This window comes from Qipengyuania sp. CAU 1752, assembly GCF_054482615.1.
The window spans coordinates 60,148-84,327 of the sequence record NZ_JBTLRE010000001.1; the positions used below are offsets into that span (position 1 = coordinate 60,148).

Here is a 24,180-nt window from a genome sequence, read left to right on the forward strand (position 1 = left end):
CGAGGTGCCGATGGTCGGCTAACGAGGAGGCGGGTTTTGCCGTGGCGGCGGCGTTTGCTGCGGCTGCGCGGGAGTGATGATCCGCGGCCCGGGCGGACGAGGTGTGCTACGCGGCTGGGCCGGTTCCCCCCCTGTCGCCCGGTTCAGGAAATCGTCGCTGGCGGCCTGGGGGCCGCCATCGGCCGACGAGTCTGCAGGCTGGCGCGGCCGGATTGCTTCACCCGGCCGGCTAGCTTCGGAGGGCGCGTTCTCGCTCGGCCCTTCGATCCGGCCTGGCTCGATCAGATTGCCCTGCTCATCGATGTAGTAATAGTCTTCCGGGTCGCCAAAGTAGAATTCGTCATCGGGCTCGAGCTGCCATTCAGGCAGTTTTAGATCGGTGTCGAATTTCTCAGGGGGGCGATCTTTCACGGCATAGCGCATGTAGGCGGCAAAGGCCTGCGCCGGTGCCCGCCCGCCCTGCAGGCCGGCAACACGGGCATTGTCATCGCGCCCCATCCAAACGCCGGTCGTGATACCGCTGGAAAAGCCGACAAAATAGCCGTCCTTGTTCGAACTGGTGGTCCCCGTCTTGCCCGCCACCGGGCGCCCGATCTGGGCCGCACGCCCGGTGCCGGTGGCCACTGCTGCCTGCAGGAGATCCGTCATCCCGGCCGCGACATAGTCAGGCACCAGCTGCACGCTGCGCGATCCCTCGTGCTTGTAGATCGTCTCTCCATCGGCGGTTGTCACCTTGACGATGCCAAACGGTTCGACGCTCTTACCCTTGGCAGAAACGCCGGCAAATGCGCGCGTCATGTCGATCAGCCGCACCTCGTTTGATCCCAGAACCATCGACGGATAGGTCGAAATCTCGGTGGTGATACCAAACCTCCGGGCCATCGAGGCAACCGTGCCGAAGCCTACTTCGTAGCCGAGTTGCGCGGCCACGGTGTTGCGCGAAGTTGCAAACGCCGTCCGCAAGTTCATTTCCCCGGCATAGCCGCCGCCCGAATTGCGCGGGCTCCACCCGTCGATCGTGGTCTCGGTATCGACCACCCGGTCCTCGGGCGTGTAGCCGGCCTCGAGCGCGGCGAGGTAGACAAACAGTTTCCATGAAGAACCGGGCTGGCGCAGTGCAGTGGTGGCGCGGTTGAAGCTGGTCTCGACATAGTCGCTGCCGCCGACCAGGGCGAGCACCGCTCCGTCGCGGTCGAGGCTGACCAGCGCACCTTGTGCACCGGCGGGAGCATTTGCCTCGATCGCGGCCTGTGCCGCTCTTTGCATCCCGACATCGATCGTCGTCCAGACCGTAATCGGTTCGAATGTTTCGGGCAGCAGGATGTCGAGCTGTGGCAGGGCCCAGTCGGTGAAATAGCGCACCGAGTTCTGGCCCGCCTCCTGCTTCAGCTTGACCGCAGCGACATCGACTGAAGCTTCGCTGGCCGAGATCCGGCCCTGTTCGCGCATCAGCCGCAGCACGACCTTGGCGCGGTCCACAGCAGCATCGACATCCGCGGTCGGCGAATAACGGCTCGGTGCCTTGACGAGACCGGCGATGATAGCCGCTTCGGCAACGCTCAACTCGGTACCCGGATGGCTGAAGAATTTCCGGCTGGCGCTATCGATGCCGTACGCGCCGCCGCCGAAATAAACCTTGTTGAGATAGAGCTCGAGGATTTGCTCCTTGGAGAACTTGGTCTCCAGAGCAAGCGCCAGCACTGCCTCGCGCAGCTTCCGGTCGAGGGTGCGGTTGGAATTGAGAAAAATGTTGCGCGCGAGCTGCTGGGTGATGGTGGAGGTGGCGGAGATACGTCCATTGCCCGAGGCCGCATCCCACACCGCACGGGCAAGGCCGTAGGGATCAATCCCGATATGCGATTGATAGCGGCGGTCCTCGACCGCGATCATTGCATCTTTCATCACCGCAGGAATCTCGCGATGCGGGATCCATTGGCCGAAGCTGGGTCCGAGCTCGAGAATTTCGCTGCCGTCGCGAGCACGCACGACGATTGTCTGCGCGGTCTGCGTTGCTTTCAACTGGCTGAAACTGGGCAGGGATCGAGCTGCGAACAATACTGCAAGGGCCAGGAACAATGCGGCCAGGATGGCCGATGCACCGCCCCATAAGACGATCCGCTTTACCACCCTGCGGAACCGGCCCTGCGGATTGGCGGCGGCGTGCCTTCTTGCCTTTTGCGCCGCTTTGCGGCGGCTGCCTCTCTTGGCCATGCGGTTACGCTATCCCGTCACGCATGCGACGCGCATGCAATTGCGATATACCCTGCATAGGCGATGCGTAACGTGCCGTGAACGGTCTAATCGCCTTTGTTGTCAGTTGTATCATTCGAGAATTCGAGCGCTGCACTGTTGATGCAATAGCGCAAGCCGCCCTGATCGGCTGGACCATCGGGAAACACATGGCCAAGATGGCCGTCGCATTTTGCACAGGTAACCTCGGTGCGGATCATGCCGTGCGCGGTGTCCCTGTGTTCGGCCACGGCATCGCCCAAAGCGGGCTTGGTAAAGGCCGGCCATCCGCATCCACTGTTATATTTGGCATCGCTCGCGAACAGCTTCTGGCCACAACCTGCGCAGACATATTCGCCCTGTTCGAAGAACTCGTCATACTCACCACTGAAGGGGCGCTCGGTCCCTTTCTCGCGCAATACGTGATATTGCTCGGGGGTCAGTTCCTCGCTCCATTCGCGTTCGGACTTTTGTTTGGGATCGGTCATCGAGCAACTCCTTCGCCAAGGATATGGTGTCCGGCCGTCCGCGCCTCAAGCATCGACGGTCAGGCGTCGAGCATGGCGTAGTGCGTGGGCGGCTGAATCACTTCCATTCGTTCGCTCAACAGCGGACCGAAACTGGGGCGGCTCTTGAACGCAGTATACCAGTCGCGGGTCTGATCATGCCCCTTCCAGTCGATCCCGCCGAGATAATCGGCGACCGAGATTTGCGCCGCCGCGGCGAGATCGGCCAGGCTCATCTGCGGCCCGGCGAGCCACGGCCGCGTGTCGATTAGATAGTCGATGTAGTCGAGATGTCCGTGAGCCAGCTTCATCGCTTCACGCAAGGCGCGGCTATCGGGCGGCTGGCGCAGGATCAGCCGCTTCTTCATCCGTTCGTGCAACAGCGGCAAGGTGACATCGCCGAAGAAATTCTCGTCGAACAGAGCGACCAGACGGCGGATCTCGGCGCGGTTGGTGGCGGTGCCGTTGATCATCGGCGACTTGTCGACTGTCTCTTCGAAATATTCGCAGATCGCGCGGCTGTCGGCGAGCGATAAGCGGCGCTCCGGATCGTGCAGAACCGGGGTTCGACCGGCCGGGTTCATGGCCCAGAATTCATCGTCGGCCGCCCACGGATCGGCGCGCCACAACTCGTAGCCCACGCCTTTTTCGCTCAGCAGCAGGCGCACCTTGCGGCTGAACGGGCAGAGCGGGAATTGATAGAGGCGCCACATGGGATACGTCTTTGCCGCAATGCTGACGCTGCGTCCATACGGCGGAGCAGCTTATCGGACGGAATCGGCACCATCTTCGATGGCAGTCTCCATCTGGGCTGCCATGTCGCGCAAGGCCGGCAGCATGGCCGCCAGGGCGCCGCTCATTCCAGCAAGCCTGTCCATCGCTTGTGGCACTTCGCGGTGAATATCCTGCGGCAAATATTCCGCCTCCGGAGCAAGGTCGCGCACCGTCTGGTCGGGATCGATATCATCGATAGGTTCGCCTGCGATTTCCGCCATCGCTTCGGCCAGCGGCGCAACCTTCAGGTTGAGCAGGACCTGCGACATCGCCGCCAGCATCTCGCTAGCTTGCACCTGCACGACCGGATCGCGCAAGGTTTCGACCATTGCGCCGAGTTCTGCGTCGGATTCAGGCGCAATCTGGGCCAGGGCGGGAGTGGGAACGGCGAGCGACAAGGCCGCGCCGAAGGCTAATATGGTTCGCATGGGCTTTCCTCGGTTGGAAGAAGAGGAACCCACCTCCTAGTTCATCTGCAGTGACCCGAAGCTGAACGGTCGGTCAGAGACCCGAGGCGTCAAGCAGCAGCAGGCAGCCGGGCATGACATTGGCGAGGGTGCCGTCATCCCACAATGTGTGCGCTTCGGCCGACAGGACGGCGCTGATCTGGTCGCGGGTCAGGCCAGCCTCTTCCATCGTTTGCGCGCTGGCGCGAACGAAGAACTCCTTCCCGCGCTCGGAGAGATCAGGATAGGCCAGCGCCTCGCTGTTGCCGGCCTCCTGCCCCTTGGCCACGATAGCGAAAGCAGCCGAACAGCGAATGCTTGTCCGCTGTTGCAGCGAAAGTTGCGGTTCGGCAGGAGCCTGCGCCGTGAAAGCCAGGGTCGAAGCGATGAGGGTCGTTATCATGGGTCGGCCCTATAGCTGACAATCTGAACGGATGCTGCCCCCTCGGCAATTTCATGCAAGGCTTTACCGAATCACATCCTGTCCCCAAACCGACCAGACATATTCAAAGGACCCCAGATGACCGATTACCCCCAATTGAGCCTGCTGATCGGCGGAGAAATCATCAACTCGGGCCGGGAAGCCGTTGACGTGCTCGATCCGGCCACTGGTGAAGCCTTCGCTGCCCTGCCCCGCGCCACCCGTGACGATCTCGACACTGCACTCGGTCACGCAGAAGCAGGCTTTGCCAGATGGCGGGCGACTTCGGCCGACGAACGCGAAGCGATTTTGCGCAAGGCCGCGGGCCTGATCCGCGAGCGCGCCAAGGATATCGGTACGGCCATCACCCGCGAGCAGGGCAAGCCAGTCAAGGAAGCGATTGGCGAGACGATCTATTGTGCCATGCTGCTCGAATTCTATGCCGGCGAGTGCAAGCGCAATTATGGCCGCACGCTGGTGCGCCCGGATGGTCAGCGGGCCGACGTCCGGCACGAACCGGTCGGCCCCATCGCCGGCTTCAGCGCTTGGAATTTCCCCGCCTTGAACGTGATGCGCAAAATCGGCGGAGCGCTGGCAGCGGGCTGCTCGGTCATCGTCAAACCGAGCGAGGAGACCCCTGCTGGCGGGCTGGCGATGGTCCAGGCCATGCTCGATGCGGGCGTGCCGGGCGATGCCTGCCAGGCGGTGTTCGGCGTCCCTGACGAGATCAGCCGTCACCTGCTGGGCTCGCCTGTCATTCGCAAGATGACCTTCACCGGCTCAACCGCGGTCGGCAAGCACCTCGCCGCGCTGGCGGCCGAAAACCTGCAGCGCGCAACGCTCGAACTGGGTGGCCACGGCCCCGTGCTGGTGTTCGAGGATGCCGATATCGACAAGGCGCTCGACACAATGGCGGCGAACAAGTTCCGCAATGCCGGCCAGGTTTGTGTCAGCCCGACCCGCTTCCTGGTCGAAGAAGGCGTGTTCGAACGCTTCCGTGACGGCTTTGTCGAGCGTGCGAAAGCCATCACGGTCGGCAATGGCATTGACAAGGAAACCCAGATGGGGCCGATGGCGAGCGAGCGCGGTCCCGACGGCATCCAGTCCAAGATCGCCAACGCCAAAGACAAGGGCGGCAAGTTGCTGGCCGGTGGCGAGCGGATCGGTAACCAGGGCTTCTTCCACCAACCCACCGTGCTCGCCGAAGTGCCAATCGATGCCGAGATCATGAACGAGGAGCCGTTCGGCCCTGTCGCCATCATCAACTCGATGCCGGGATATGATGCGATGATCAAAGAGGCCAACCGCCTGCCTTACGGCCTCGCCGCCTATGCCTGGACGCGGGACGCTGGCAAGCGCGCGCAGCTCGCCAGCGAAATCGAGAGTGGGATGATCGCCATCAATGGCGGCGGTGTCAGCGCCGTCGATGCTCCGTTCGGCGGGGTCAAATGGTCGGGCTATGGGCTGGAAGACGGTGCCGAAGGCGTCGCCGCCTGCATGGTCTCAAAGACCGTCCACGAAACATTCTGAAGGAGACGCAAGCGATGAAGACTCGCGCCGCCGTCGCATTCGAAGCCAACCAGCCGCTCGAGATCGTCGAGCTCGATCTCGAAGGTCCAAAGGCAGGTGAAGTGCTGGTCGAAATCATGGCGACCGGCATCTGCCATACCGATGCCTACACGCTCGACGGGCTCGATTCAGAGGGGATATTCCCTTCTGTGTTGGGGCATGAGGGCTGCGGCGTGGTCCGTGAAGTGGGTGCCGGAGTAACATCGGTGGTACCGGGCGATCACGTCATCCCGCTTTACACGCCCGAATGTCGCCAGTGCAAAATGTGCCTGTCGGGCAAGACCAATTTGTGCAACGCGATCCGTGCGACGCAAGGCCAGGGGCTGATGCCCGACGGAACCAGCCGGTTTTCCTACAAGGGCGAGACAATCTACCACTACATGGGCTGCTCGACCTTCTCCAACTTCACCGTCCTCCCCGAAATCGCTGTCGCCAAGATCCGCGAGGACGCGCCGTTCGATACCACTTGCTACGTCGGCTGCGGAGTCACCACGGGCGTAGGCGCGGTGGTCAACACCGCCAAGGTCCAGCCAGGCGACAATGTCGTGGTCTTTGGCCTCGGGGGGATCGGGCTCAATGTCTTGCAAGGCGCGAAGATGGCCGGGGCCGACCGGATCGTCGGCGTCGACATCAATCCCGATCGCGAGGAGTGGGGCCTCAAGTTTGGCATGACCGATTTCGTGAATCCGAAAGAGACCAGCGACATCGTGGGTCATCTTGTCGAAATGCTCGATGGCGGGGCCGATTACAGCTTCGACTGCACCGGCAACACCGATGTGATGCGCCAGGCCCTTGAATGCTGCCACAAGGGCTGGGGCACCTCCATCATCATCGGCGTGGCCGAGGCGGGTAAGGAAATCGCTACCCGACCGTTCCAGCTGGTGACAGGACGCAACTGGCGCGGGACCGCTTTCGGCGGGGCGAAGGGACGCACCGACGTGCCCAAGATCGTCGACTGTTATATGAACGGCAAGATTGCCATCGACCCGATGATCACCCACCGGCTCAGCCTCGACGAGATCAACAAGGGCTTCGACCTGATGCATGCCGGCGAGAGCATCCGGGCGGTCGTTGTATATTGACGGTGCAATACGCAGACTCGCAGTCTCTGGACGACGAAGTTCGTTTGCCCGTCACCAAAGCAGGCGATACGGCCCGTACCGATAACCACCAGACCGCCACCAAGGCAGTCGATCTAGAGGAGAATGGATGATGTTCAGTCACGTGATGTTGGGGGCCGACGATATCGATGCCGCCAAGAAATTCTACGATGCCACTTTCAAGGCGCTGGGCGGTCGTGAAGCCTCGGTCGATCCCAAGGGTCGGCTGATCTACATGCACAACGGCGGCGTTTTCCTCGTCTCCAAACCGATCGACGGGCAGCCCGCCACATGCGCCAATGGCGGCACGATCGGCTTTGCGGTTGATAGCGAGGAGCAGGGCCAGGCCTGGCACGATGCCGGGGTCGCCAATGGCGGCACCGCGATTGAAGACCCGCCCGGGATCCGCGAAAGCGAGATCGGCAAGATGTACCTGGCCTACCTGCGCGATCCGGCGGGCAACAAGATCTGCGTCATGAAGCGCATGGGCTAACACTGCGCACCATGGAAAGACTGATTGAAACCCGCAGCTTCGGCGGAGTGCAGGGAGTTTACTCCCACGTCTCCGCCGAAACCGGCACCGAGATGACGTTCTCGGTCTTCCTCCCGCCGCAGGCGCAGGAAGGCGCGGTCCCGGTTCTGTGGTTCTTGTCCGGCCTCACCTGCACACATGCCAATGTCACCGAGAAGGGTGAATTCCGTGCTGCCTGCTCTAAAGCCGGGATCGCCTTCATTGCGCCTGACACTTCGCCGCGCGGCGACGATGTGCCCGATGCCGATGGCGAGTATGATTTCGGCAAGGGTGCGGGCTTCTATGTTGATGCGACGCGTGAACCGTGGTGCAAGAACTACCGGATGCGCAGCTATATCGAGCGCGAATTGCCTGAACTGATCGCGTCCGAGTTCCCCTTGGATATGGATCGGCAATCGATCTCGGGCCATTCGATGGGCGGGCATGGCGCGCTCACCATTGGCTTGCGGAACCCCGAGCGGTTTCGTGCCATCAGCGCCTTTAGCCCGATCGTCGCGCCGAGCCACGTTCCGTGGGGCAACAAGGCGTTGGGCCGCTATTTGGGGGAAGATCGCGATAGCTGGCGCGAATATGATGCTATCGCGCTGATCGAAGGCGGTGCTCGCCACGAGCATTTGCTAGTCGACCAGGGCACAGCCGACGATTTCCTGCATGAACAGCTCAAGACCGGCTTGCTGGCGCTCGCTGCCAAGAAAGCCGGGATGAATGCGACGATCCGGATGCAGGAGGGCTACGACCACTCCTACTACTTCATCTCGACCTTCATGGCCGAGCATGTCGCGTGGCACGCCGAGCGGTTGAGTTAGATCAGGGACACCTGGTGTAGGTCCGCGCCCCAAGGACCGCATCGTCGCCAAATTCTTCCAGCACCAGTTTCCGGTCTTCAGGCTGAGCTTCGAGCGAAAGCTCTCGCGTCCATTCCATACCCTCGCCTTTGAATGCGAAATCGCCGCGCAAGGCGTGGTCGCCCGTTTGCCTGGCATAGCCAAGTGTCGCCACCGATTCGTAGAAGCGGATGGAATTGGCAGAGATTTCCGCCAACCCCTTGGTGTCGCCTCTGCGGGACGTACAATCGGCGGGCACCAGGCCCCACCGACCCTGCATCGCCGCAGGAATTGTCGATAGGGTCTCGCTATCCGTTTGCGGTGGTGCGCCGGCATTTTCGGCATCTGCAGTAATGGTCTCGCTGGCGCCGGTTTCGTCAGTCGAGACCTGCTCGTCCGATTGCGGCGAGCACGCCGCGACGGTCAGTGTGGTCGCTGCCAGCACGATGATTGATTGTCTCATGGGATCTGTCCGCTTGAACCGCTACGAGCGCGACGGGCTGTCTGCACTCACCTCGAAAAGCGCGTATTCCGCGCGCCAATTGGCTCCGCTTGCGCTCACTTCACGCTCATTGGTGAAGAACCATTGGCGCTCGATAGAAACGCCAAGTTCGGCGGCCAGTTCCACGAAATCGGTTACCGTCACGTGGTGGATATTGGCGGTTTCGTACCAGCTCACCGGCAGGTGTCGCGTTACCGGCATTCGGCCGCTGCTCGCCAGCGCCCAGCGCATTCGCCAATAGGCGAAATTGGGAAAGCTGATGAAGGCGCGGCGGCCCACGCGCAGCAATTCTGACAACATGTGATCGGGCCGGGCTGCTGTTTGCAGGGTCTGGCTCAGGATCGCGTAGTCGAATGCCCCGTCGGGATAGAAGGCAAGGTCGCGGTCGGCATCGCCCTGCACCACGCTCAGCCCCCGCGCGACACAGGCCGCGACGCACCCCCCATCAATCTCGATCCCGCGCGCGTCGACACCCTTTTGGTCTCGCAAGGCCGCCATCATCACGCCATCGCCGCATCCCACATCCAGGGCGCGTGTGTCCGGCTCTACCCGGTGGAGGATCGCGGCAAGGTCGGGGCGAAGCGTTTCAACCATCGAGGAATCCCTTTACGACCCGGTCGAGCGCGGGCACATCGAGCAGGAAGCTGTCATGGCCATAGGGCGCTGCAAGTTCGACGAAGCTGACCGGCGCGCCAACCGCGTTGAGCGCGTGGACTACGTGCCGGCTTTCCGCAGTTGGGTAGAGCCAATCGGTGTCGAAGCTGACCAGGCAAAAACGCGATGATGTGCCGTGGAACGCGTCAGCCAGCCGCCCGCCGTGTTCCTCCGCCAGGTCAAAATAATCCATCGCGCGGGTAATGTAGAGATAGCTATTGGCGTCGAACCGTCGAGTGAACCCGCTGCCCTGATAGCGCAGGTAGCTTTCGACCTGGAAATCGGCATCGAAGCCAAAGGTGCGAGCGCCGGGCGTGCCATCGGGGCGATCCTGCAGCCGTCGGCCAAATTTCTCGGTCAGCCCCTCTTCGGAAAGATAGGTGATATGCGCCGCCATCCGCGCCACCGCGAGGCCGGCGTCGGGTGAAAGCTCGCCGCCGTAATAATCGCCGCCTTGCCAGTTCGGATCGGCCATGATCGCCTGGCGGCCCAGTTCGTGAAAGGCGATGTTCTGGGCCGAGTGGCGGCTCGTCGACGCGATCGCCAGCACCCGCGCAGCGCGATCGGGGAAATTGGCCGCAAGGCTCAGCGCCTGCATCCCGCCCATCGATCCACCCACCACCGTGTGCAAGCGCGCGATCCCCAGCGCATCGAGCAACGCCACTGTTGCCCGCACCATGTCGCGAATAGTGATGACCGGAAACCGCATGGCGTAGGGCGCGCCATCGGGTGACGCGCTGCCCGGCCCGGTCGATCCAAGGCAACTGCCGATGACGTTGGGGCAAATAACGTGATAACGCGCGGTATCGATCGGCTTGCCGGGGCCAACCATCCGTTCCCACCAGCCGGGCTTTCCGGTTACGGGATGCTGCGAGGCAACATATTGATCGCCGGTCAGTGCATGACAGACAAGCACCGCGTTGGACCCGTCCGCGTTGAGCTCGCCATAAGTCTCATATGCTATCTCAACGCCGTCCAGCGCCTGCCCGCTGTCGAGCGGCAACGGGTCTGGAAGCGCAAGGGTTTGGGGCGTGTGAGACACTTGAGATATTGCCACGAGAGGGAGGGGAAAGACTTTCTCGTCTCTTACCGCGTCGCCTAACGCTTGTCGAAGGGCGGTATTTCTTTAAGGCCCCATAGCCGAGATGACACAGCGCCCGACAATGAAACCCTGGATCGAAGCGATCCACGCCTATGTGCCGGGCCGCGCCACCAGCAAGGGTGGACAGGTTCTGACCAAGCTGTCGGCCAATGAAAATCCACTTGGCTGCTCGGACAGGGCGCTTGAAGCACTGGGGCAGCCGGCCGGCCCTGCGATCTATCCCGATCCCGATGCTACGGCTCTGCGCGCCGCGCTCGGAAAGATGCACAGCCTCGCGCCCGAGCGGATCGTGTGCGGCACCGGGTCGGACGAATTGCTCAACCTGGCGGCACAAGCTTTCGCGGGGACCGGTCCCGACGGTCCCGACGAAGTCCTGTTCAGCCGCTACAGCTTCGCGGTCTATGATATCGCCGCCCGGCGCTGCGGCGCGGTGCCGGTCGAGGCACCCGATGCCGATTATGGCGCCGACGTCGATGCGTTGCTGGCAGCGGTGACCGAGCGAACCCGCGTCCTCTTCCTCGCCAACCCCAACAATCCGACCGGCAGCTTCCTCCCGCGCGAAGAGATCGAACGGCTTCATGCGGGCCTGCCGTCCGACGTGCTGTTCGTGCTCGATCAGGCTTATGCCGAGTATCTTGGCCCTGACGAGGACGATGGCGGGTTTGCGCTGGCTGAAGCGCATGACAACGTGCTCGTCACCCGCACCTTTTCCAAGGCCTATGGTCTGGCCGGTGAACGGATCGGCTGGGCCACCGGAGCTCCGCACCTGGTCGCTGCGCTCAATCGCATTCGGGGCCCCTTCAATGTCACCGGCAGCGGTCAGCGCGCGGCGCTCGCCGCGCTGGAGCACCAGGGATTCCTTGCCGAGACCCGCGCTCACAACACGCGCGAACTGGCGCGTTTCAGCGAAGCGATGCGGGCCCTCGGCAACCATGGCATCCGTCCCCTGCCGAGCAAGGCCAATTTCGTCCTTGTCCTGTTCGAAGGGTCTCTGACGGCCGAAGTTGCACTCGAAGCGCTAGTCGAGGGGGGCTACGCCGTCCGGCATCTTCCCGGCCAGGGCTTGCCGCAGGCATTGCGCATCACGGTCGGCATGGCTGACGATATGAACGCGATCGCTGCGATCATTTCCGCCGCAGCCGAGGAAGCACAATGAGTTTCTCGCGGGTAGCCATTATCGGACTTGGCCTGCTAGGCGGTTCGCTCGGCCTGGCGCTGCGGGAAAGATTGCCTGGCGTGGGAACCGTCGGATACGACCGCGATCCTACCACCAGGGCTCGCGCTGCCGAGCGTGGATTGGTGGCGCAAATTGCCGAGAGCGCGGAGGAGGCAGTCCTCGGCTGCGATCTCGTAATCCTGTGCGTGCCCGTTGGTGCAATGCAGGAGGCGGCCCGCGAAATTGCGGCATCCTTGCCCGCAGGAGCGATCGTCAGTGATGTCGGCTCGTCCAAGCGATCGGTCCAGCAGGCCTTGGCCCAGGCGCTGCCCGACCATGTTGCCATCCCTGCACACCCGGTTGCCGGGACCGAGCAAAGCGGTCCCGATGCCGGATTTTCAAGCCTGTTCGATGGGCGCTGGTGCATCCTGACCCCGCCCGCGGATGCGCCAGAAGACGCGGTCCAGCGGCTGGCCGAGCTATGGCGTCTTCTGGGTGCGCGGGTCGAAATCATGGACGCCGAACACCACGACCTGGTGTTGGCGGTGACCAGTCATATCCCCCATTTGATCGCTTACACGATCGTCGGCACGGCGTCGGACATGGAAGACGTGACCAGGAGCGAAGTCATCAAATATTCGGCCGGTGGTTTTCGCGATTTTACCCGCATCGCCGCCAGCGATCCGGTAATGTGGCGCGACGTGTTCCTTAACAATCGCGACGCAGTGCTGGAAATGCTCGGCCGCTTCACCGAGGACCTCACCGCTTTGCAGCGCGCCATCCGTGCAGGAGACGGCGACACGCTGCACGATCTGTTCAGCCGGACCCGCGATATCCGCCGTTCGATCATCGACGAGGGACAGGACGACGCGGCGCCCGATTTTGGCCGCGATCACTGATCAGACGCTGTTCAGCGCGTTGATCGCTGCCTCGGTCCGTCTTTCTACTTCGTCGCGTGGCAACCCGGCGGGGATTGGCTCGCCGAAGCGGTAGGTAATGGTGCCGGGTCGTTTCCATGTCCGGTGGTAAAGCGGCCCGCTGTTCACCGCGACCGGGATTACCGGCAGCTTGACCATCTTGTAGATCCCCGAAAACCCCGATTGCAGCTTGCCGTGGTGGCCGTGCGGGACACGGGTGCCTTCTGGGAAGATCACCAATGGGCGCCCTTCCTCGGCTTTGGCCCGAGCTTCACGCATGATCATCATCAGCGCTTTGGCGCCTTCGTTGCGGGCGACCGGTACAAGGCCATAGCGGCGGGCGAGATAGCCCCAGACCGGAATGGCAAACAGTTCCTTCTTGGCGAAGACCACGGGGTTGGTGAACATGTAAGGCGCATCAAGCGCCTCGAAAAAGCTTTCATGCTTCACCGCATAGAGGGTCGGCGTATCGACCGGTCCGCTACCTTCGATGACGATCCTGATGCCGAGGATATGGCGCAGGCACCAGCGATGCCAGCTCCCCCAGTTCTTCACCGCGCGGCGAAAAGCCGCCTTGCCGACGAAGGCACCCAGCAGCGAGATCAGCACGCAGATTGTGCTGCCGATATAATAAACCGGGTAGAAAACGATATTGCGCAGCGTAATCATGGCCGGGCCTTATAGCGGGACGAACCGCGAGAGCCAGCTTGCCAGCAGCTTGTTGTATTCGAGGAACAGGGTGAACAGCGATGGCTCGGTCGCCACTGCATCCTCGACGATGCGGATATTGGTCGGCAATTGCCGCCGCAATTCGGACGCCGCACGGCGCATGTGCCAGTCGGAGGTTACCAACCGCAATGAGCGGATCTTGTTGCGGGCGACCCAATCCGCGGTTTCCACCGCATTGCCGCGGGTATTCATCGCCTCGAAGCCGAGCACGACGCAGCACTGCATCTGGTCCATCGAAACGTTGAACTCTTCCGCAAACTCTACCGGCCGGACATCGGTATCGACACCGGTCACCAACACCAGCCTCGCCTTACCCTGATCAAGGATCTGCAATCCGTGCGCGATCCGCCCGGCTCCGCCCGTCGGCACTATGACTGCATCGGTTTCCTGCTCGGACAATGGCTGCGGCAGGGTCACGGCAAACCACATGAAGCCGAGCACCCAGCTCACGAAGAGAAGGAGGAAAAGTCGCCAGATCACAGCATCTTCCTCAGTGCAGCGACAACGGTCAGCCGCGCGGTCACCATGGCCAGCAATACGGTGATCAACGGCACAAGGGCGATTGCCAGCCAATCATGCCAACCGAGGCCGCCACCGGCCACCATGCCGCTATCGAGTGCGGCAAAACGTTGCCCAAGGAACAGCACTGCCGCCGCCCCCAGAACCAGCCCGACCGCTCCGCCAAGCGCCGCATCCGCCGCCACGGTCCGCTGGAATACACGCGCGATCTGGGTGTCGGTCCCGCCCAGCAGGTGGACGACCTCGATTGTCTCGCGATTGCTGCCGAGCGCACTACGGGCAGCAAGGAACACCGCTGCAAGGCTGGTCGTGGCAAGCAGCACGACCAGCGCCAGAGCCAGATATTGCAGCGAGGCAATCGCCGAGAAGACCGGGCCGAGCCATGTCGCCTGGGCATCAATCCGCGCATCGGGCGCAACTTGCAGGAGGGCCGCGCGCATCCGCCGCAACTTGTCCGGAGTTGCTTCTTCACGCAGGCGGACGTCTATCAACGCGGGCACCGGCACCGTCTCGCCATCGATCCCGGCACCAAGCCACGGCTCTAGCAGACCTTCCAGCTCGCTCTGGGGTACGCGCCGAATGGTAGCCACCTCCGGGAATCCGGCCAGCACTTCTTCCACCGCCTGCGCCTGTCGCGTGCGTTCGGTTGGGTCAGCCTCGACCACTTGGATCGTGGCGCCGCCCGAAAGCTCCGCCTGTGCGCCATCGGCAAGATTGCTCAAGGCCAGCCCTGAAGCAGTCGCGATGACCGTCAAGGCGACCATGATGGCGATGACCCACGGCACCGGTCCGGCCAGGCTGCCCTGCGGCAACAACTGGCTGGCCCGTTCGCCCCGAAACGGTACCAACCCACGACCCAGACGGCTTTTGACAGGCGGTGTCTTGCTCATCGCGGGCGCGCCTCTGCCGCCTTGTGGCGCGGGGGATTGCGCAGCATTCCCGTGGGATCGGACAGGCGCCCCTTGTCGAGCCGCATGATCATCGATTGCGGCACTTTTTGCAGCAGGTGCAGGTCATGGGTCGCCACCACTACCGTGGTTCCGAGGCGGTTGAGCGCCTCGAACAGGCGCAGCAGCTTGACCGCCATCTCCGGATCGACGTTACCGGTTGGCTCGTCCGCCACCAGCACGTCGGGCCGACCGATCACCGCGCGGGCGATGGCCACACGCTGTTGTTCACCGCCGGAAAGTGTCGCTGGTCGCGCTTCGGCACGGTGGGCAAGGCCTACCCATTCGAGCATGTCGGCGACGGGCTTGGCCAAATCCGCCTCCGAGACGCCTGACACCCTGAGCGGCAGAGCAATGTTGTCATGCGCCGACATGTGCGGAACCAGCCGGAAGTCCTGGAAAACCACGCCGAGCCGACGGCGATAGCTGGGCAACCGGGCGCGGGGCAGAGTGATGACATCGGTACCGAACATGCGGATGACCCCGCGCGAGGGACGCTGGGCCAGATAGAGCAGCTTGAGCAGAGAGGTCTTGCCCGCGCCGCTGGCACCGGTGAGGAAATAGAAACTGCCCGGCCACAAGGTGAAAGAGATGTCGCTTAACACCTCCTTGCCCTGGCCGTAGCGTAGGCCGACGTTGTCAAAGGTCACGACCTCTTCGTCACCTTCGGACATCGGCAGACCTTTCGAATGGGGGCATTGTGGCGGAAAACATCAGTACTCGAGGGCTATAGCGGCCCTTCGATGTGGAAAAAAGCGGCAAGCGCAATTGCTTCCCCCACAAGCGACCTTGCCAGTGATTCCCCAGCAGGCCTAAGGCTAGGCTTCGATGATCATCGCCTGTCCAGCCTGTTCAACCCGCTATGTGGTACCCGATAGCGCTATCGGCGTGGAGGGACGCACGGTCCGCTGTGCCAAGTGCAAGCATAGCTGGTTCCAGGATGGGCCGCAGATCGACACTGGGGAAGATGCGAGGCCCGCCCCGCTGCCGACCCCTCCACCCGCGCCGCCCCCTCCGCCACCTGTGCCCGAGGATGAGACCCAGCCGGAGAATCAATCGACTCCTGCGACCGATCCCGCTGCTGAGAGCTCTGAACAAGCTGAGGTGGACGAAGCACCCAAAGCGGCGCCGCCGCCCGTTCCGTCGCAGCAATTTCCTGCCGATGAGGCAGCCGAAAGCGATCCCTACGCGGACACTTCTCTTGAGGGGCCTCCTCCGGTCAGCGAGGCGGCTCCCACTCCGCCACCCGTAGCCGAATCCGAAGACGATTATTCGCAGTTCGACTACGAACCACCGTTCCGGTCGCGCCGCAACCCGCTCAAGATGTGGACTGCGGTTGCGGCGGTCTTTGCGCTGCTCGCTGTCGGGGTCATTGCGACACTATCCTATTACGGCACGCCTGACTGGTTGCCGGTTCAGCAGCCGACCTTCGGGGTCGAGCAGCCCGATCTCGTGCTCGATTTTCCCGAGGATCGACAAGATCGGCGCACCTTGCCCGATGAAAGCATCCTGTTCGCCGTCAGCGGGACGATAACCAATGTCGGCCGCGAATCCCGCCGGGTCCCCGATGTGCTGATCGCCTTCTACGACGAGACCGATACCCGCGTCTGGCGCTGGGTCATCGATCCGGAGAAAGACACGCTTGCCCCCGGCGAAAGCCTGACCATCAACGAGGCCAGCAACGAGATACCCAAGCGGGCCCGGAAAGCCCGCATCGGCTGGAGCCCGAGCTGACTGATCGCGCCAAGCGCCAAGGAAGCTCTCGCCGCCTGTGTGAAAGCGTCTTGCAGGTGCCTCCACTCGCTGCTAGTGGCGCGCTCCTACCTCCCCGGGGCCGCTGATTTGAACGGCCCTGACTGTGTGCGGTCGTGGCGGAACTGGTAGACGCGCAACGTTGAGGTCGTTGTGGGCTAACGCCCGTGGAAGTTCGAGTCTTCTCGACCGCACCAACAGGTCCCTTTCAAAGCCGATACCGCCTCCATGTGGAGCGACGCCGTCGAAGGTCCTGCCGTTCCGGCTGGTCATCATCCCCTGCATTCGATTACCGCTGTCCACTTTGTTTACGACAATCTGGCGCTGGGGGATTGATTCGATACAAAAGGGAGCGGAACCCGAAAAGAATGGCAGATTCGTTTGAAGAGAAACTGACAGCCGTCCTCGCGCACGCGATCGCCGGGTTCGAAACACTTGTCAGCTGTGTCCGATTGAGCGGCGGTGCCAGTCAGGAAACGTACCGTATCGAAATCTTGAGTGGCGGCAGGAAGCGCTTGCTGGCAATGCGCCGGGCGACAGGCGGTGAAGACGATGCCGGATTTTCCGGTGCTCCCGGTCTCGCAGTCGAGGCCATGCTGTTCGACATCGCCCGCAAGGCAGGCGTGCCTGAGCCTGAGGTTCACTACACTCTGAAACCCGAGAACGGCCTGGGCGCAGGCTTCATCATGGAGTGGCTCGACGGCGAGACACTGGGCGCGCGGATCAACAAGCTCCCCGAGCTCGATCAAGTCCGCCCGAAGCTCGCTCGTGAGTGCGGACGGATTCTCGCGCGTATCCACGACATCGATCTCGACGCTTCCGGGCTGCGCGATGTCCTGACCGAAACAGCGACCGGTGAGCTGGTCCGGAAGATGTGGGACGAATACCAGACGTTCGAAACACCGCAGCCCATGATCGACTTCACTGCACGATGGCTGCTGGACAATCTTCCCCCGCAAACGGGGCATTGGCTGACGCACAGCGATTTCCGCAATGGCAACATCATGGTAGCACCCGAAGGCATCGTCGCCGTGCTCGATTGGGAATTGGCCTATATCGGCGATCCGGTCCGCGATCTGGGCTGGATCTGCACCAATTCATGGCGCTTCGGTCGCTACGAATTACCCGTCGGCGGGTTCGGCACTCGCGACGAATTGCTGGCCGGCTATGAAGCGGAATGCGGGCGAAAGATCGACCCGAACCACCTCCGCTTTTGGGAAGTCTTCGGCTCTTTCTGGTGGGCTATCGGCTGCCTCAAGATGCAGGACAGCTGGCGGCACGGGCCGGAGCCGAGCGTCGAGCGTCCCGGCATCGCCAGGCGATCCTCCGAATGCCAGACCGATTGCGTCAATCTGATAATCCCCGGACCTGTCGAACTGCTGCGACCGAGCATTGCGACCACGACCGTCGACATGCCCAGCAGCGAGGAATTACTGGCCAGCGTCCGCGACTTCCTGCGCAAGGATGTCCGGGGCGCTCTGGATGATCGCAATGGATTCATGGCACTGGTGGCTTCCAACTCGCTCGACATAGTCATTCGCGAACTCAAGCTTGGTCGCATCACGCGCGAAGCCGAGCAGGACAGGTTGTCGAGGCTCGTCGGTTCGACCGGATCGCTCGATGAGCTTCGCTGGCAGCTCGTCATGGGCTTGCGCAGCGGCGAGATAGCGCTGGACCATCCCGGACTGGCCGACCATCTCCGAAATACGGTGGTCAACCAGCTTGCGATCGACCAGCCGAAATATTCGGGCCTTGCTGCAGCGCTTGGCCAAGGGGGGATTGCAGATGATGAACTTCGACATTCCAGCGAGCACGCAAGCCTATCTCGACCGGCTGGATGCCTTCATCGAGGCTGAGATCATGCCGCTCCAGATGCAGGACGACAACAATCGCTTCTTCGACCATCGCCGCGAGGATGCGCGCACCAATTGGGAGGACGGCGGCCGACCGATCGAAGACTGGGAATCGCTGATGGCCAAGGCGAAGCGCATAGCCGACAGGGCTGGGTTCTATCGTTTCGCACTGCCCGAAAAATGGGGCGGCCAGAACGGCAGCAATCTCGACATGGCGATCATCCGCGAGCATCTGGCGGCGAAGGGGCTGGGTCTTTTCAACGATCTCCAGACCGAACACTCGGTTGTCGGTAATCTGGTCGGGCCGCTGCTGATGGATGCCTATGGCTCCGATGTGCAAAAGGAAGAATGGCTCGAACCCATGCTGAAAGGCGAAGGCGGCTTCACCTTCGGCATCACCGAGGCTGCGCACGGGTCCGACGCAACCCACATGGAAACCACTGCTGTGCGCAACGGCGACGAGTGGATCATAAATGGCGAAAAATCCTGGAACACGGGCATCCACAAGGCATCGCATGCGATGATCATGGCCCGAACCAGCGGCAAGGCCGGCGACGGGGCAGGCATCACTGCATTCCTGGTGCCGACCGACGCGCCCGGTTTCAAGCTCGAGGAACTGCTCTGGACCTTCAACATGCCGACCGATCATGGCAGCATTTCGCTGAAAGATGTGCGCGTTCCCCACGGCACCATCTTTGGTGAAGAGGGACGCGGCCTCGAGATCGTCCAGCATTTCTTCAATGAAAACCGTATCAGGCAGGCGGCCTCTTCGCTCGGAGCGGCTCAGTTCTGCATCGATGAATCTGTTAAATACGCCCGGGAACGCAAACCCTTCGGCAAACCGCTAGCGACGAACCAGGGCATCCAGTTTCCACTGGTGGAGTTGCAGACCCAGTGCGAAATGCTGCGCGCGCTGATCCACAAGACCGCTTGGCAGATGGATACTTACGGCGCGTTCTCGGTGTCGGACAAGGTTTCCATGTGCAATTACTGGTCCAACCGGCTGTGTTGCGAAGCCGCCGATCGGGCAATGCAGGTACATGGCGGCCTCGGCTACTCTCGCCACAAGCCGTTCGAACATATCTATCGCCACCACCGCCGCTATCGCATCACCGAAGGCGCGGAAGAAATCCAGATGCGCCGCGTGGCTGGCTATATGTTCGGCTTCATGGACCAACGTGCACCCAAGGGCGTGCGCCAGTAGTTTTCAGGTCTGGCCCTGGGCGCGCAAGGTGCCGCGGCCGATCACCTGGGCCTGGATCTCTCCGGCTCCTTCAAAGATGTTGAGGATCCGCGCATCGCACAGCACCCGGCTGATGGGGTATTCGAGCGCGTAACCATTGCCGCCGTGAATTTGCAGCGCATTGTCGGCATTGGCCCAGGCGACGCGGGCGGCGAGCAACTTGGCCATGCCAGCCTCGATATCGCAGCGTTCGCCCTTGTCCTTGTGGCGGGCGGCCGAATAGGTCAGCTCGCGCGCCATCACCAGTTCGGCAACCATCAGCGCCAGCTTGTCCGCCACCCGCGGGAAGGCAATCAATGGCTTGCAGAACTGCTTGCGTTCGAGCGCATAGGACAGGCCGAGGTCGAAGGCGTTCCATCCCACCCCTACTGCGCGCGCAGCGGTCTGGATGCGCGCGCTTTCAAAGGTCCGCATGAGCTGTTTGAATCCCTGCCCCTCGACCCCGCCCAGCAGGCCGTCGGCGGCGACCGGGAAGCCGTCGAAGCCAAGCGCATATTCCTTCATTCCGCGATAGCCGAGCACCCCGATCTCGCTGCCCTCGATACCGGAATCGGGAAACGGTGCGGCATCTGTTCCGCGGGTTTTCTCCGCCAGCAGCATCGATAGTCCGCCATATCCGGGGGTGCCGGGATCGGTGCGGCACAGCACCGTCATCAGATCGGCCCGGGCGGCATGGGTGATCCAGGTCTTGGCACCGCTAATCTGCCAACCGCCACCCGCCTGCCGCGCAGCGCGGGTGGCGACTGAGGCAAGGTCGGAGCCGGTATCGGGCTCGGTGAAGACAGCTGTTGGCAGCACTGAGCCATCGGCCAGCCGCGGTAACCACGTCGCTTTTTGCTCCGGCGTGCCATTTTCCCCGATCAACTCGGCGGCGATTTCCGATCTAGTCCCAAGCGAGCCTGCGCAGATCCACCCGCGAGAAAGCTCTTCCGAAACAAGGCACATGGCGGTCTTGCCCAGTCCCAGTCCGCCGAATTCCTCGCCAATGCAAACGCCGAACACGCCAAGATCGGCCATCTCGCGCACGGTTTCGATCGGTATCAACGTATCTTCCAGATGCCAGCGATGCGCGTGTGGTGCGATCCGATCGGCTGTGAATGCGCGGAACTGCGCGCGGATCATGTCGAGAGTTTCGTCGCCGAAAGCCTCGTCCGGCACGGTCCTTTCACCGAGCGCACGAGCCAATGCAGCGCGGTTGGCGGCGATGTTCCCATGCTCGAGAAAATGCCGCACCTCGCTGTCGGCGGCCAGCGTCTCGGCCGCCTCGCGAATGCCGAGATCGGCGGGACGCACCATCTCGTTTTGGCTCATCGGCAGGGCGCTGACTAGCTGGTGCAGGTACTCACCAAAGCCGATCTGCAGGACCAGCGCCTCGACCTCGCCGAACCGACCGCCGGCGGAACCGCGCGCAGCCCAGTCGGCTGTGGCTTCGAGCGCGGCGACGAGTGTACCGATCCATCCGAAGCCGTGGACCTGGCGCTGTTCGCGCTCAACCAGCGCTGGGACGGGCGTGCCATCGGGCGCAACTTCGCGAGCGACAGCTTCGCGGGCGACATCGCGATAGGCGCTGGCCGCCCGGCAAGCCGCTCTGGCTCGCTCGATCCACTCGCTCATTACTGCTGCTCCTCACCGCCCGCGCCAGCTTGGGCCTAGCGTGATCTGGTAACCGCTGTGCATGGCGGGTCAACCACGGCTTCGGTCGGTATGGCGCGGTGAACCCCGGTCATGTAGCACTGGCCATGTAATGCGAGGGGGATGACCACATGAATGGCAAGTCGATCAAGAGCCTGGTGACAGTTTTCATTGCCGCCGCAGGCGGGCTCGTATTCGGCTGGCTGGCGGGAACCGACAGCCTGCGGGTGGCAGGGATGACCGTGTTCTTCTTCTGCACGCTCGTTGCACTGGCAGTGAACTGGCTTGCTTTCATTCCTGCCGCCGCCGCGCAGACCGAGAAATATTACGACCTGACCGGTTCAATCACTTACATCGCCATGGTCGTCACCGCGCTCGTGCTGGCCCCACCTCACGATATCCGCGCGCTTGTGGTCGCAGGCATGGTGCTGGTCTGGACCGGTCGGCTCGGCATCTTCCTGTTCCGGCGGATCAGCGATACCGGAGGCGATTCACGCTTCGACAAGATCAAGACCCATCCGGCCCGCTTCCTCGTCGCCTGGACGCTGCAGGCGTTGTGGGGCATCTTCACCGCCGCTGCCGCCATTGCCATCATCACCACCAGCGACCCGGAGCCTATCGGCGCGTTCTTCTGGATCGGCGCAGGCCTGTGGCTGACCGGCTTCGTCATCGAAATCGTTGCCGACGGACAGAAATCCGCCTTCCGGAAAGACAAGGCCAATGACGGCGAGTTCATTTCCAGCGGGCTGTGGGCATGGTCTCAGCACCCCAATTATTTCGGAGAAATCCTGCTGTGGACCGGCATCGCGGTAATGGCGCTCCCGCTACTGTCAGGGTGGTCGTGGCTGGTGCTTATCTCGCCCGTCTTCGTCTACGTCCTGCTGACCGGGGTCAGCGGCATCCCGATGCTCGATGCGAAGGCCGAGAAGCGCTGGGGGATGCGCGAGGATTTCCGCCGCTATCGGGCGCAGACCCCGAAGCTGATCCTGATGCCGCCGAAAGCTCAGTAATCAAAGCGGGCGGTGGTGCACAGCCGCCCGCCCTGGCTGACCTCGGCCTCGATCGAAGTGGCGGCATCGGTCCCTTCGCTCAGGCTGACGGTGATCGGCACACCCAGCTCCACATAATGGCTGAAGCGCATCTCGCCGCTCTTGGGTAATCGCTTCTCGCCGCCTCGCAGCAGCGTGTCGAACTGACGTATGACTTCAGCAAGGTGGGTCGCGTTTACATGGTCGCCCGAGCCGCTGAGATAGGGATTGGCAGGTGCGAGCCCATTTTCCGGAGTGATAAGACCACGGGTCGACCGCGCCTCCGAGCCATCCAGTTCGGCCAGCAGGCTGCCTTTATCGCTCGCAGCGCCCACCTTTTCCGTTGACGCGAAAACGAATTGGCTTGTCGGACGCTCCCCGGCCAGGCGTTCTTTTTCCTTCGCGCGCCAGCCTTCGAAATCTCGGTTGCGGAAGACCACGCCGGTCCCGCTCATCCGGGCAACCAATGCGCCGGCATCGTCGAAGAAGGTCAGGCGATAGGTTTGCTTGCCCTCACTCTCGAAGACATCCTCGACACCATGAGTAGCGTGGCCGCAGCCTGGCTTGCCTGTTTCCCATTCCATGAAGGTCAGCGCGGTCCACTGGCCCGGCTCCCAACCGCCGCGTGCCTGCCCGGCCTGGTAGCTGGCCCAGAAATTTATCGTCTGGATGACAGCCGGTTCGTGCGGATCGAGCGCTAGCCAGGGCCACTGCTTTCGGTCGCGCGAGCAGGTGAAGCTCACCGCGCCGTCCGCCAGCACATCTTCTGCCTGCGCCCATGGCGCCATTGTCACCTGTGCCATGGTTCAGGTCGTCCTTTGCGCCTTGTCCCTGGCATTGGTGCCTTTGATGGATTCGCGCATTCGCTGCCAGTCCTCATCTCCCATCGGGGCGAGCGACTGGTAGAAATTGCCCGAATTGGCCTGATAGCCCGCGCCGTCGATAGCGATGGTCTGTCCGTTCACCCACTCCGCGCCGGGCCCCATCAGGAATATCGCCAGATTGGCAAGCTCATGCATCTCGCCATGGCGCCCCATCGGGTTCATGCGATCGACCGAATTGCCGCCGCGTCCTTCCGGACTGAGCCGTGCGCTCATTCCCTCGGTCGGGAAAAGACCCGGCGCGATGGCATTGAAGCGCAGGCCATAGCGCCCCCATTCGACCGCGAGGCTCTGCGTCATCACGTTGATGCCGGCCTTGCTCATGGCAGAGGGCACCACGAACGGCCCGCCATTCCAGATCCAGGTGGTGAGGATCGACAGGACATTGCCGCGCAGCCCCTGCTCTATCCAGCGCGTGCCGCAGGCATGGGTCATGTAGAAGGTGCCCCGAAAGACCGTGTCAGCGATAGCGTTGAAGCCATTGACCGAAAGGTCCTCTGTCCGGCTGACGAAATTGCCCGCGGCATTGTTGACAAGGCCGGTCAACGGCCCCTCCTTCCAGATTTCCGAAATCATCTCGTCGATCGATTCATGGCTGCGAATATCACAGGCGTGGCTCGAAACGTTGCCGCCGTGGCGGCGCATCAATTCGTCCGCAGTCTCCTGCAGCTTGCCTTCGCGCCGGCCGCAGATGTGGACATTGGCGCCCAGCTTGAGGAAGGCTTCGGCCATAACCTTGCCAAGTCCGGTGCCACCGCCGGTCACAAGGATTCGCTCCCCCTCCATCAGCCCCTCGCGATACATCAGTTTCGCAATATCCATGCAGCATCCCCTCGGTCCCGGGTTCGAATATTGCCCTCAGGA

The 24,180-nt window shown here is 62.5% G+C and carries 25 protein-coding genes and 1 tRNA gene; 11 read left to right on the forward strand and 15 right to left on the reverse strand.

Annotated elements, in window-relative coordinates; translation table 11 throughout:
• Positions 1-18 precede the first annotated feature (18 nt).
• The 5 genes from ACXYL9_RS00265 to ACXYL9_RS00285 form a co-directional block, all read right to left on the reverse strand.
• Positions 19-2,211 (reverse strand): transglycosylase domain-containing protein, encoded by a 2,193-nt coding sequence (locus ACXYL9_RS00265; protein WP_459037586.1) that lies wholly within the window; start codon positions 2,209-2,211, stop codon positions 19-21.
• Between the two features lie 86 nt (positions 2,212-2,297).
• Positions 2,298-2,717, reverse strand: a complete 420-nt coding sequence (gene msrB / locus ACXYL9_RS00270; RefSeq protein ID WP_459037587.1) for a peptide-methionine (R)-S-oxide reductase MsrB — start codon at positions 2,715-2,717, stop codon at positions 2,298-2,300.
• Between the two features lie 59 nt (positions 2,718-2,776).
• Complete coding sequence (locus ACXYL9_RS00275; protein WP_459037588.1) at positions 2,777-3,448, reverse strand: glutathione S-transferase family protein; 672 nt, start codon at positions 3,446-3,448, stop codon at positions 2,777-2,779.
• A 51-nt stretch (positions 3,449-3,499) separates the two neighbouring features.
• Positions 3,500-3,937, reverse strand: coding sequence for a hypothetical protein (locus ACXYL9_RS00280; RefSeq protein ID WP_459037589.1), 438 nt, complete (start codon positions 3,935-3,937; stop codon positions 3,500-3,502).
• A 73-nt stretch (positions 3,938-4,010) separates the two neighbouring features.
• Positions 4,011-4,358 (reverse strand): hypothetical protein, encoded by a 348-nt coding sequence (locus ACXYL9_RS00285; RefSeq protein ID WP_459037590.1) that lies wholly within the window; start codon positions 4,356-4,358, stop codon positions 4,011-4,013.
• Positions 4,359-4,475: 117 nt separating this feature from the next.
• Here ACXYL9_RS00285 and ACXYL9_RS00290 point away from each other — a divergent pair, with 117 nt between their 5' ends.
• The 4 genes from ACXYL9_RS00290 (at position 4,476) to fghA (ending at position 8,383) form a co-directional block, all read left to right on the forward strand.
• Positions 4,476-5,906 (forward strand): NAD-dependent succinate-semialdehyde dehydrogenase, encoded by a 1,431-nt coding sequence (locus ACXYL9_RS00290; RefSeq protein ID WP_459037591.1) that lies wholly within the window; start codon positions 4,476-4,478, stop codon positions 5,904-5,906.
• A gap of 14 nt (positions 5,907-5,920) precedes the next feature.
• On the forward strand, positions 5,921-7,027 hold the full coding sequence (locus ACXYL9_RS00295; protein WP_459037592.1) for an S-(hydroxymethyl)glutathione dehydrogenase/class III alcohol dehydrogenase: 1,107 nt from the start codon (positions 5,921-5,923) through the stop codon (positions 7,025-7,027).
• A 130-nt stretch (positions 7,028-7,157) separates the two neighbouring features.
• The gene (locus tag ACXYL9_RS00300; RefSeq protein WP_459039827.1) at positions 7,158-7,538 is read left to right on the forward strand and encodes a VOC family protein; all 381 of its coding nucleotides are present in this window, start codon (positions 7,158-7,160) and stop codon (positions 7,536-7,538) included.
• Positions 7,539-7,549: 11 nt separating this feature from the next.
• Positions 7,550-8,383 carry an S-formylglutathione hydrolase gene (gene fghA / locus ACXYL9_RS00305; protein ID WP_459037593.1) on the forward strand — a complete coding sequence of 278 codons (834 nt, stop codon included), beginning with the start codon at positions 7,550-7,552 and terminating at the stop codon, positions 8,381-8,383.
• A 1-nt stretch (position 8,384) separates the two neighbouring features.
• Here fghA and ACXYL9_RS00310 read toward each other — a convergent pair whose 3' ends face one another.
• From ACXYL9_RS00310 to metX, 3 genes are read right to left on the reverse strand one after another with little or no spacing between them, the layout of a single operon-like run.
• Positions 8,385-8,864, reverse strand: a complete 480-nt coding sequence (locus ACXYL9_RS00310; protein WP_459037594.1) for a hypothetical protein — start codon at positions 8,862-8,864, stop codon at positions 8,385-8,387.
• Between the two features lie 21 nt (positions 8,865-8,885).
• A complete protein-coding gene (metW, locus tag ACXYL9_RS00315; protein WP_459037595.1) occupies positions 8,886-9,497 on the reverse strand; it encodes a methionine biosynthesis protein MetW in 612 nt (203 codons plus the stop codon).
• Complete coding sequence (gene metX, locus ACXYL9_RS00320; protein WP_459037596.1) at positions 9,490-10,599, reverse strand: homoserine O-acetyltransferase MetX; 1,110 nt, start codon at positions 10,597-10,599, stop codon at positions 9,490-9,492. Before metX ends, metW begins: the two co-directional genes overlap by 8 nt.
• 121 nt (positions 10,600-10,720) lie before the next feature.
• On the opposite strand from metX, the gene ACXYL9_RS00325 reads away from it, so the two are divergent.
• Positions 10,721-11,815, forward strand: coding sequence for a pyridoxal phosphate-dependent aminotransferase (locus ACXYL9_RS00325; RefSeq protein WP_459037597.1), 1,095 nt, complete (start codon positions 10,721-10,723; stop codon positions 11,813-11,815).
• Positions 11,812-12,714 carry a prephenate/arogenate dehydrogenase family protein gene (locus tag ACXYL9_RS00330; protein ID WP_459037598.1) on the forward strand — a complete coding sequence of 301 codons (903 nt, stop codon included), beginning with the start codon at positions 11,812-11,814 and terminating at the stop codon, positions 12,712-12,714. Before ACXYL9_RS00325 ends, ACXYL9_RS00330 begins: the two co-directional genes overlap by 4 nt.
• Here the strand turns inward: ACXYL9_RS00330 and ACXYL9_RS00335 are convergent, their stop codons facing one another.
• Genes ACXYL9_RS00335 through ftsE form a run of 4 tightly spaced genes read right to left on the reverse strand, consistent with a single transcriptional unit; the run spans position 12,715 to position 15,601 of the window.
• Positions 12,715-13,401 carry a lysophospholipid acyltransferase family protein gene (locus ACXYL9_RS00335; RefSeq protein WP_459037599.1) on the reverse strand — a complete coding sequence of 229 codons (687 nt, stop codon included), beginning with the start codon at positions 13,399-13,401 and terminating at the stop codon, positions 12,715-12,717. It lies immediately after the preceding gene.
• A gap of 9 nt (positions 13,402-13,410) precedes the next feature.
• Complete coding sequence (locus ACXYL9_RS00340) at positions 13,411-13,941, reverse strand: YdcF family protein (protein ID WP_459037600.1); 531 nt, start codon at positions 13,939-13,941, stop codon at positions 13,411-13,413.
• A complete protein-coding gene (locus ACXYL9_RS00345; RefSeq protein ID WP_459037601.1) occupies positions 13,938-14,870 on the reverse strand; it encodes a cell division protein FtsX in 933 nt (310 codons plus the stop codon). Before ACXYL9_RS00345 ends, ACXYL9_RS00340 begins: the two co-directional genes overlap by 4 nt.
• Entirely contained in the window at positions 14,867-15,601 is a 735-nt protein-coding gene (ftsE, locus tag ACXYL9_RS00350) for a cell division ATP-binding protein FtsE (RefSeq protein ID WP_459037602.1), read from the reverse strand. Before ftsE ends, ACXYL9_RS00345 begins: the two co-directional genes overlap by 4 nt.
• Before the next feature lie 154 nt (positions 15,602-15,755).
• Between ftsE and ACXYL9_RS00355 the strand changes: the two genes are divergently transcribed.
• The 4 genes from ACXYL9_RS00355 (at position 15,756) to ACXYL9_RS00370 (ending at position 19,736) form a co-directional block, all read left to right on the forward strand.
• A complete protein-coding gene (locus ACXYL9_RS00355) occupies positions 15,756-16,661 on the forward strand; it encodes a zinc-ribbon domain-containing protein (RefSeq protein ID WP_459037603.1) in 906 nt (301 codons plus the stop codon).
• A gap of 128 nt (positions 16,662-16,789) precedes the next feature.
• Positions 16,790-16,876, forward strand: a tRNA-Leu gene (locus tag ACXYL9_RS00360).
• A gap of 171 nt (positions 16,877-17,047) precedes the next feature.
• Positions 17,048-18,535: a phosphotransferase family protein gene (locus tag ACXYL9_RS00365; RefSeq protein WP_459037604.1), complete on the forward strand. Its 1,488-nt coding sequence runs from the start codon at positions 17,048-17,050 to the stop codon at positions 18,533-18,535.
• Entirely contained in the window at positions 18,468-19,736 is a 1,269-nt protein-coding gene (locus ACXYL9_RS00370; protein ID WP_459039828.1) for an acyl-CoA dehydrogenase family protein, read from the forward strand. The genes ACXYL9_RS00365 and ACXYL9_RS00370 overlap by 68 nt, the downstream gene beginning before the upstream one ends.
• A 3-nt stretch (positions 19,737-19,739) precedes the next feature.
• Here the strand turns inward: ACXYL9_RS00370 and ACXYL9_RS00375 are convergent, their stop codons facing one another.
• On the reverse strand, positions 19,740-21,389 hold the full coding sequence (locus ACXYL9_RS00375) for an acyl-CoA dehydrogenase family protein (RefSeq protein ID WP_459037605.1): 1,650 nt from the start codon (positions 21,387-21,389) through the stop codon (positions 19,740-19,742).
• 149 nt (positions 21,390-21,538) lie between these two features.
• Between ACXYL9_RS00375 and ACXYL9_RS00380 the strand changes: the two genes are divergently transcribed.
• Positions 21,539-22,417: a DUF1295 domain-containing protein gene (locus tag ACXYL9_RS00380; RefSeq protein WP_459037606.1), complete on the forward strand. Its 879-nt coding sequence runs from the start codon at positions 21,539-21,541 to the stop codon at positions 22,415-22,417.
• On the opposite strand, the gene ACXYL9_RS00385 is transcribed toward ACXYL9_RS00380, so the two are convergent.
• Entirely contained in the window at positions 22,411-23,238 is an 828-nt protein-coding gene (locus tag ACXYL9_RS00385; protein WP_459037607.1) for a hypothetical protein, read from the reverse strand. The genes ACXYL9_RS00380 and ACXYL9_RS00385 overlap by 7 nt on opposite strands.
• Before the next feature lie 3 nt (positions 23,239-23,241).
• Positions 23,242-24,138 (reverse strand): SDR family oxidoreductase, encoded by an 897-nt coding sequence (locus ACXYL9_RS00390; RefSeq protein ID WP_459037608.1) that lies wholly within the window; start codon positions 24,136-24,138, stop codon positions 23,242-23,244.
• Positions 24,139-24,180: the final 42 nt, after the last annotated feature.

Coding starts and splice junctions, on each gene's coding strand:
- ACXYL9_RS00265 (WP_459037586.1), bottom strand. CDS start 2,211: ATGGCCAAGAGAGGCAGCCGCCGCAAAGCGGCGCAAAAGGCAAGAAGG.
- msrB (WP_459037587.1), bottom strand. CDS start 2,717: ATGACCGATCCCAAACAAAAGTCCGAACGCGAATGGAGCGAGGAACTG.
- ACXYL9_RS00275 (WP_459037588.1), bottom strand. CDS start 3,448: ATGTGGCGCCTCTATCAATTCCCGCTCTGCCCGTTCAGCCGCAAGGTG.
- ACXYL9_RS00280 (WP_459037589.1), bottom strand. CDS start 3,937: ATGCGAACCATATTAGCCTTCGGCGCGGCCTTGTCGCTCGCCGTTCCC.
- ACXYL9_RS00285 (WP_459037590.1), bottom strand. CDS start 4,358: ATGATAACGACCCTCATCGCTTCGACCCTGGCTTTCACGGCGCAGGCT.
- ACXYL9_RS00290 (WP_459037591.1), top strand. CDS start 4,476: ATGACCGATTACCCCCAATTGAGCCTGCTGATCGGCGGAGAAATCATC.
- ACXYL9_RS00295 (WP_459037592.1), top strand. CDS start 5,921: ATGAAGACTCGCGCCGCCGTCGCATTCGAAGCCAACCAGCCGCTCGAG.
- ACXYL9_RS00300 (WP_459039827.1), top strand. CDS start 7,158: ATGTTCAGTCACGTGATGTTGGGGGCCGACGATATCGATGCCGCCAAG.
- fghA (WP_459037593.1), top strand. CDS start 7,550: ATGGAAAGACTGATTGAAACCCGCAGCTTCGGCGGAGTGCAGGGAGTT.
- ACXYL9_RS00310 (WP_459037594.1), bottom strand. CDS start 8,864: ATGAGACAATCAATCATCGTGCTGGCAGCGACCACACTGACCGTCGCG.
- metW (WP_459037595.1), bottom strand. CDS start 9,497: ATGGTTGAAACGCTTCGCCCCGACCTTGCCGCGATCCTCCACCGGGTA.
- ACXYL9_RS00325 (WP_459037597.1), top strand. CDS start 10,721: ATGAAACCCTGGATCGAAGCGATCCACGCCTATGTGCCGGGCCGCGCC.
- ACXYL9_RS00330 (WP_459037598.1), top strand. CDS start 11,812: ATGAGTTTCTCGCGGGTAGCCATTATCGGACTTGGCCTGCTAGGCGGT.
- ACXYL9_RS00335 (WP_459037599.1), bottom strand. CDS start 13,401: ATGATTACGCTGCGCAATATCGTTTTCTACCCGGTTTATTATATCGGC.
- ACXYL9_RS00345 (WP_459037601.1), bottom strand. CDS start 14,870: ATGAGCAAGACACCGCCTGTCAAAAGCCGTCTGGGTCGTGGGTTGGTA.
- ftsE (WP_459037602.1), bottom strand. CDS start 15,601: ATGTCCGAAGGTGACGAAGAGGTCGTGACCTTTGACAACGTCGGCCTA.
- ACXYL9_RS00355 (WP_459037603.1), top strand. CDS start 15,756: ATGATCATCGCCTGTCCAGCCTGTTCAACCCGCTATGTGGTACCCGAT.
- ACXYL9_RS00365 (WP_459037604.1), top strand. CDS start 17,048: ATGGCAGATTCGTTTGAAGAGAAACTGACAGCCGTCCTCGCGCACGCG.
- ACXYL9_RS00370 (WP_459039828.1), top strand. CDS start 18,468: ATGAACTTCGACATTCCAGCGAGCACGCAAGCCTATCTCGACCGGCTG.
- ACXYL9_RS00375 (WP_459037605.1), bottom strand. CDS start 21,389: ATGAGCGAGTGGATCGAGCGAGCCAGAGCGGCTTGCCGGGCGGCCAGC.
- ACXYL9_RS00380 (WP_459037606.1), top strand. CDS start 21,539: ATGAATGGCAAGTCGATCAAGAGCCTGGTGACAGTTTTCATTGCCGCC.
- ACXYL9_RS00385 (WP_459037607.1), bottom strand. CDS start 23,238: ATGGCACAGGTGACAATGGCGCCATGGGCGCAGGCAGAAGATGTGCTG.
- ACXYL9_RS00390 (WP_459037608.1), bottom strand. CDS start 24,138: ATGGATATTGCGAAACTGATGTATCGCGAGGGGCTGATGGAGGGGGAG.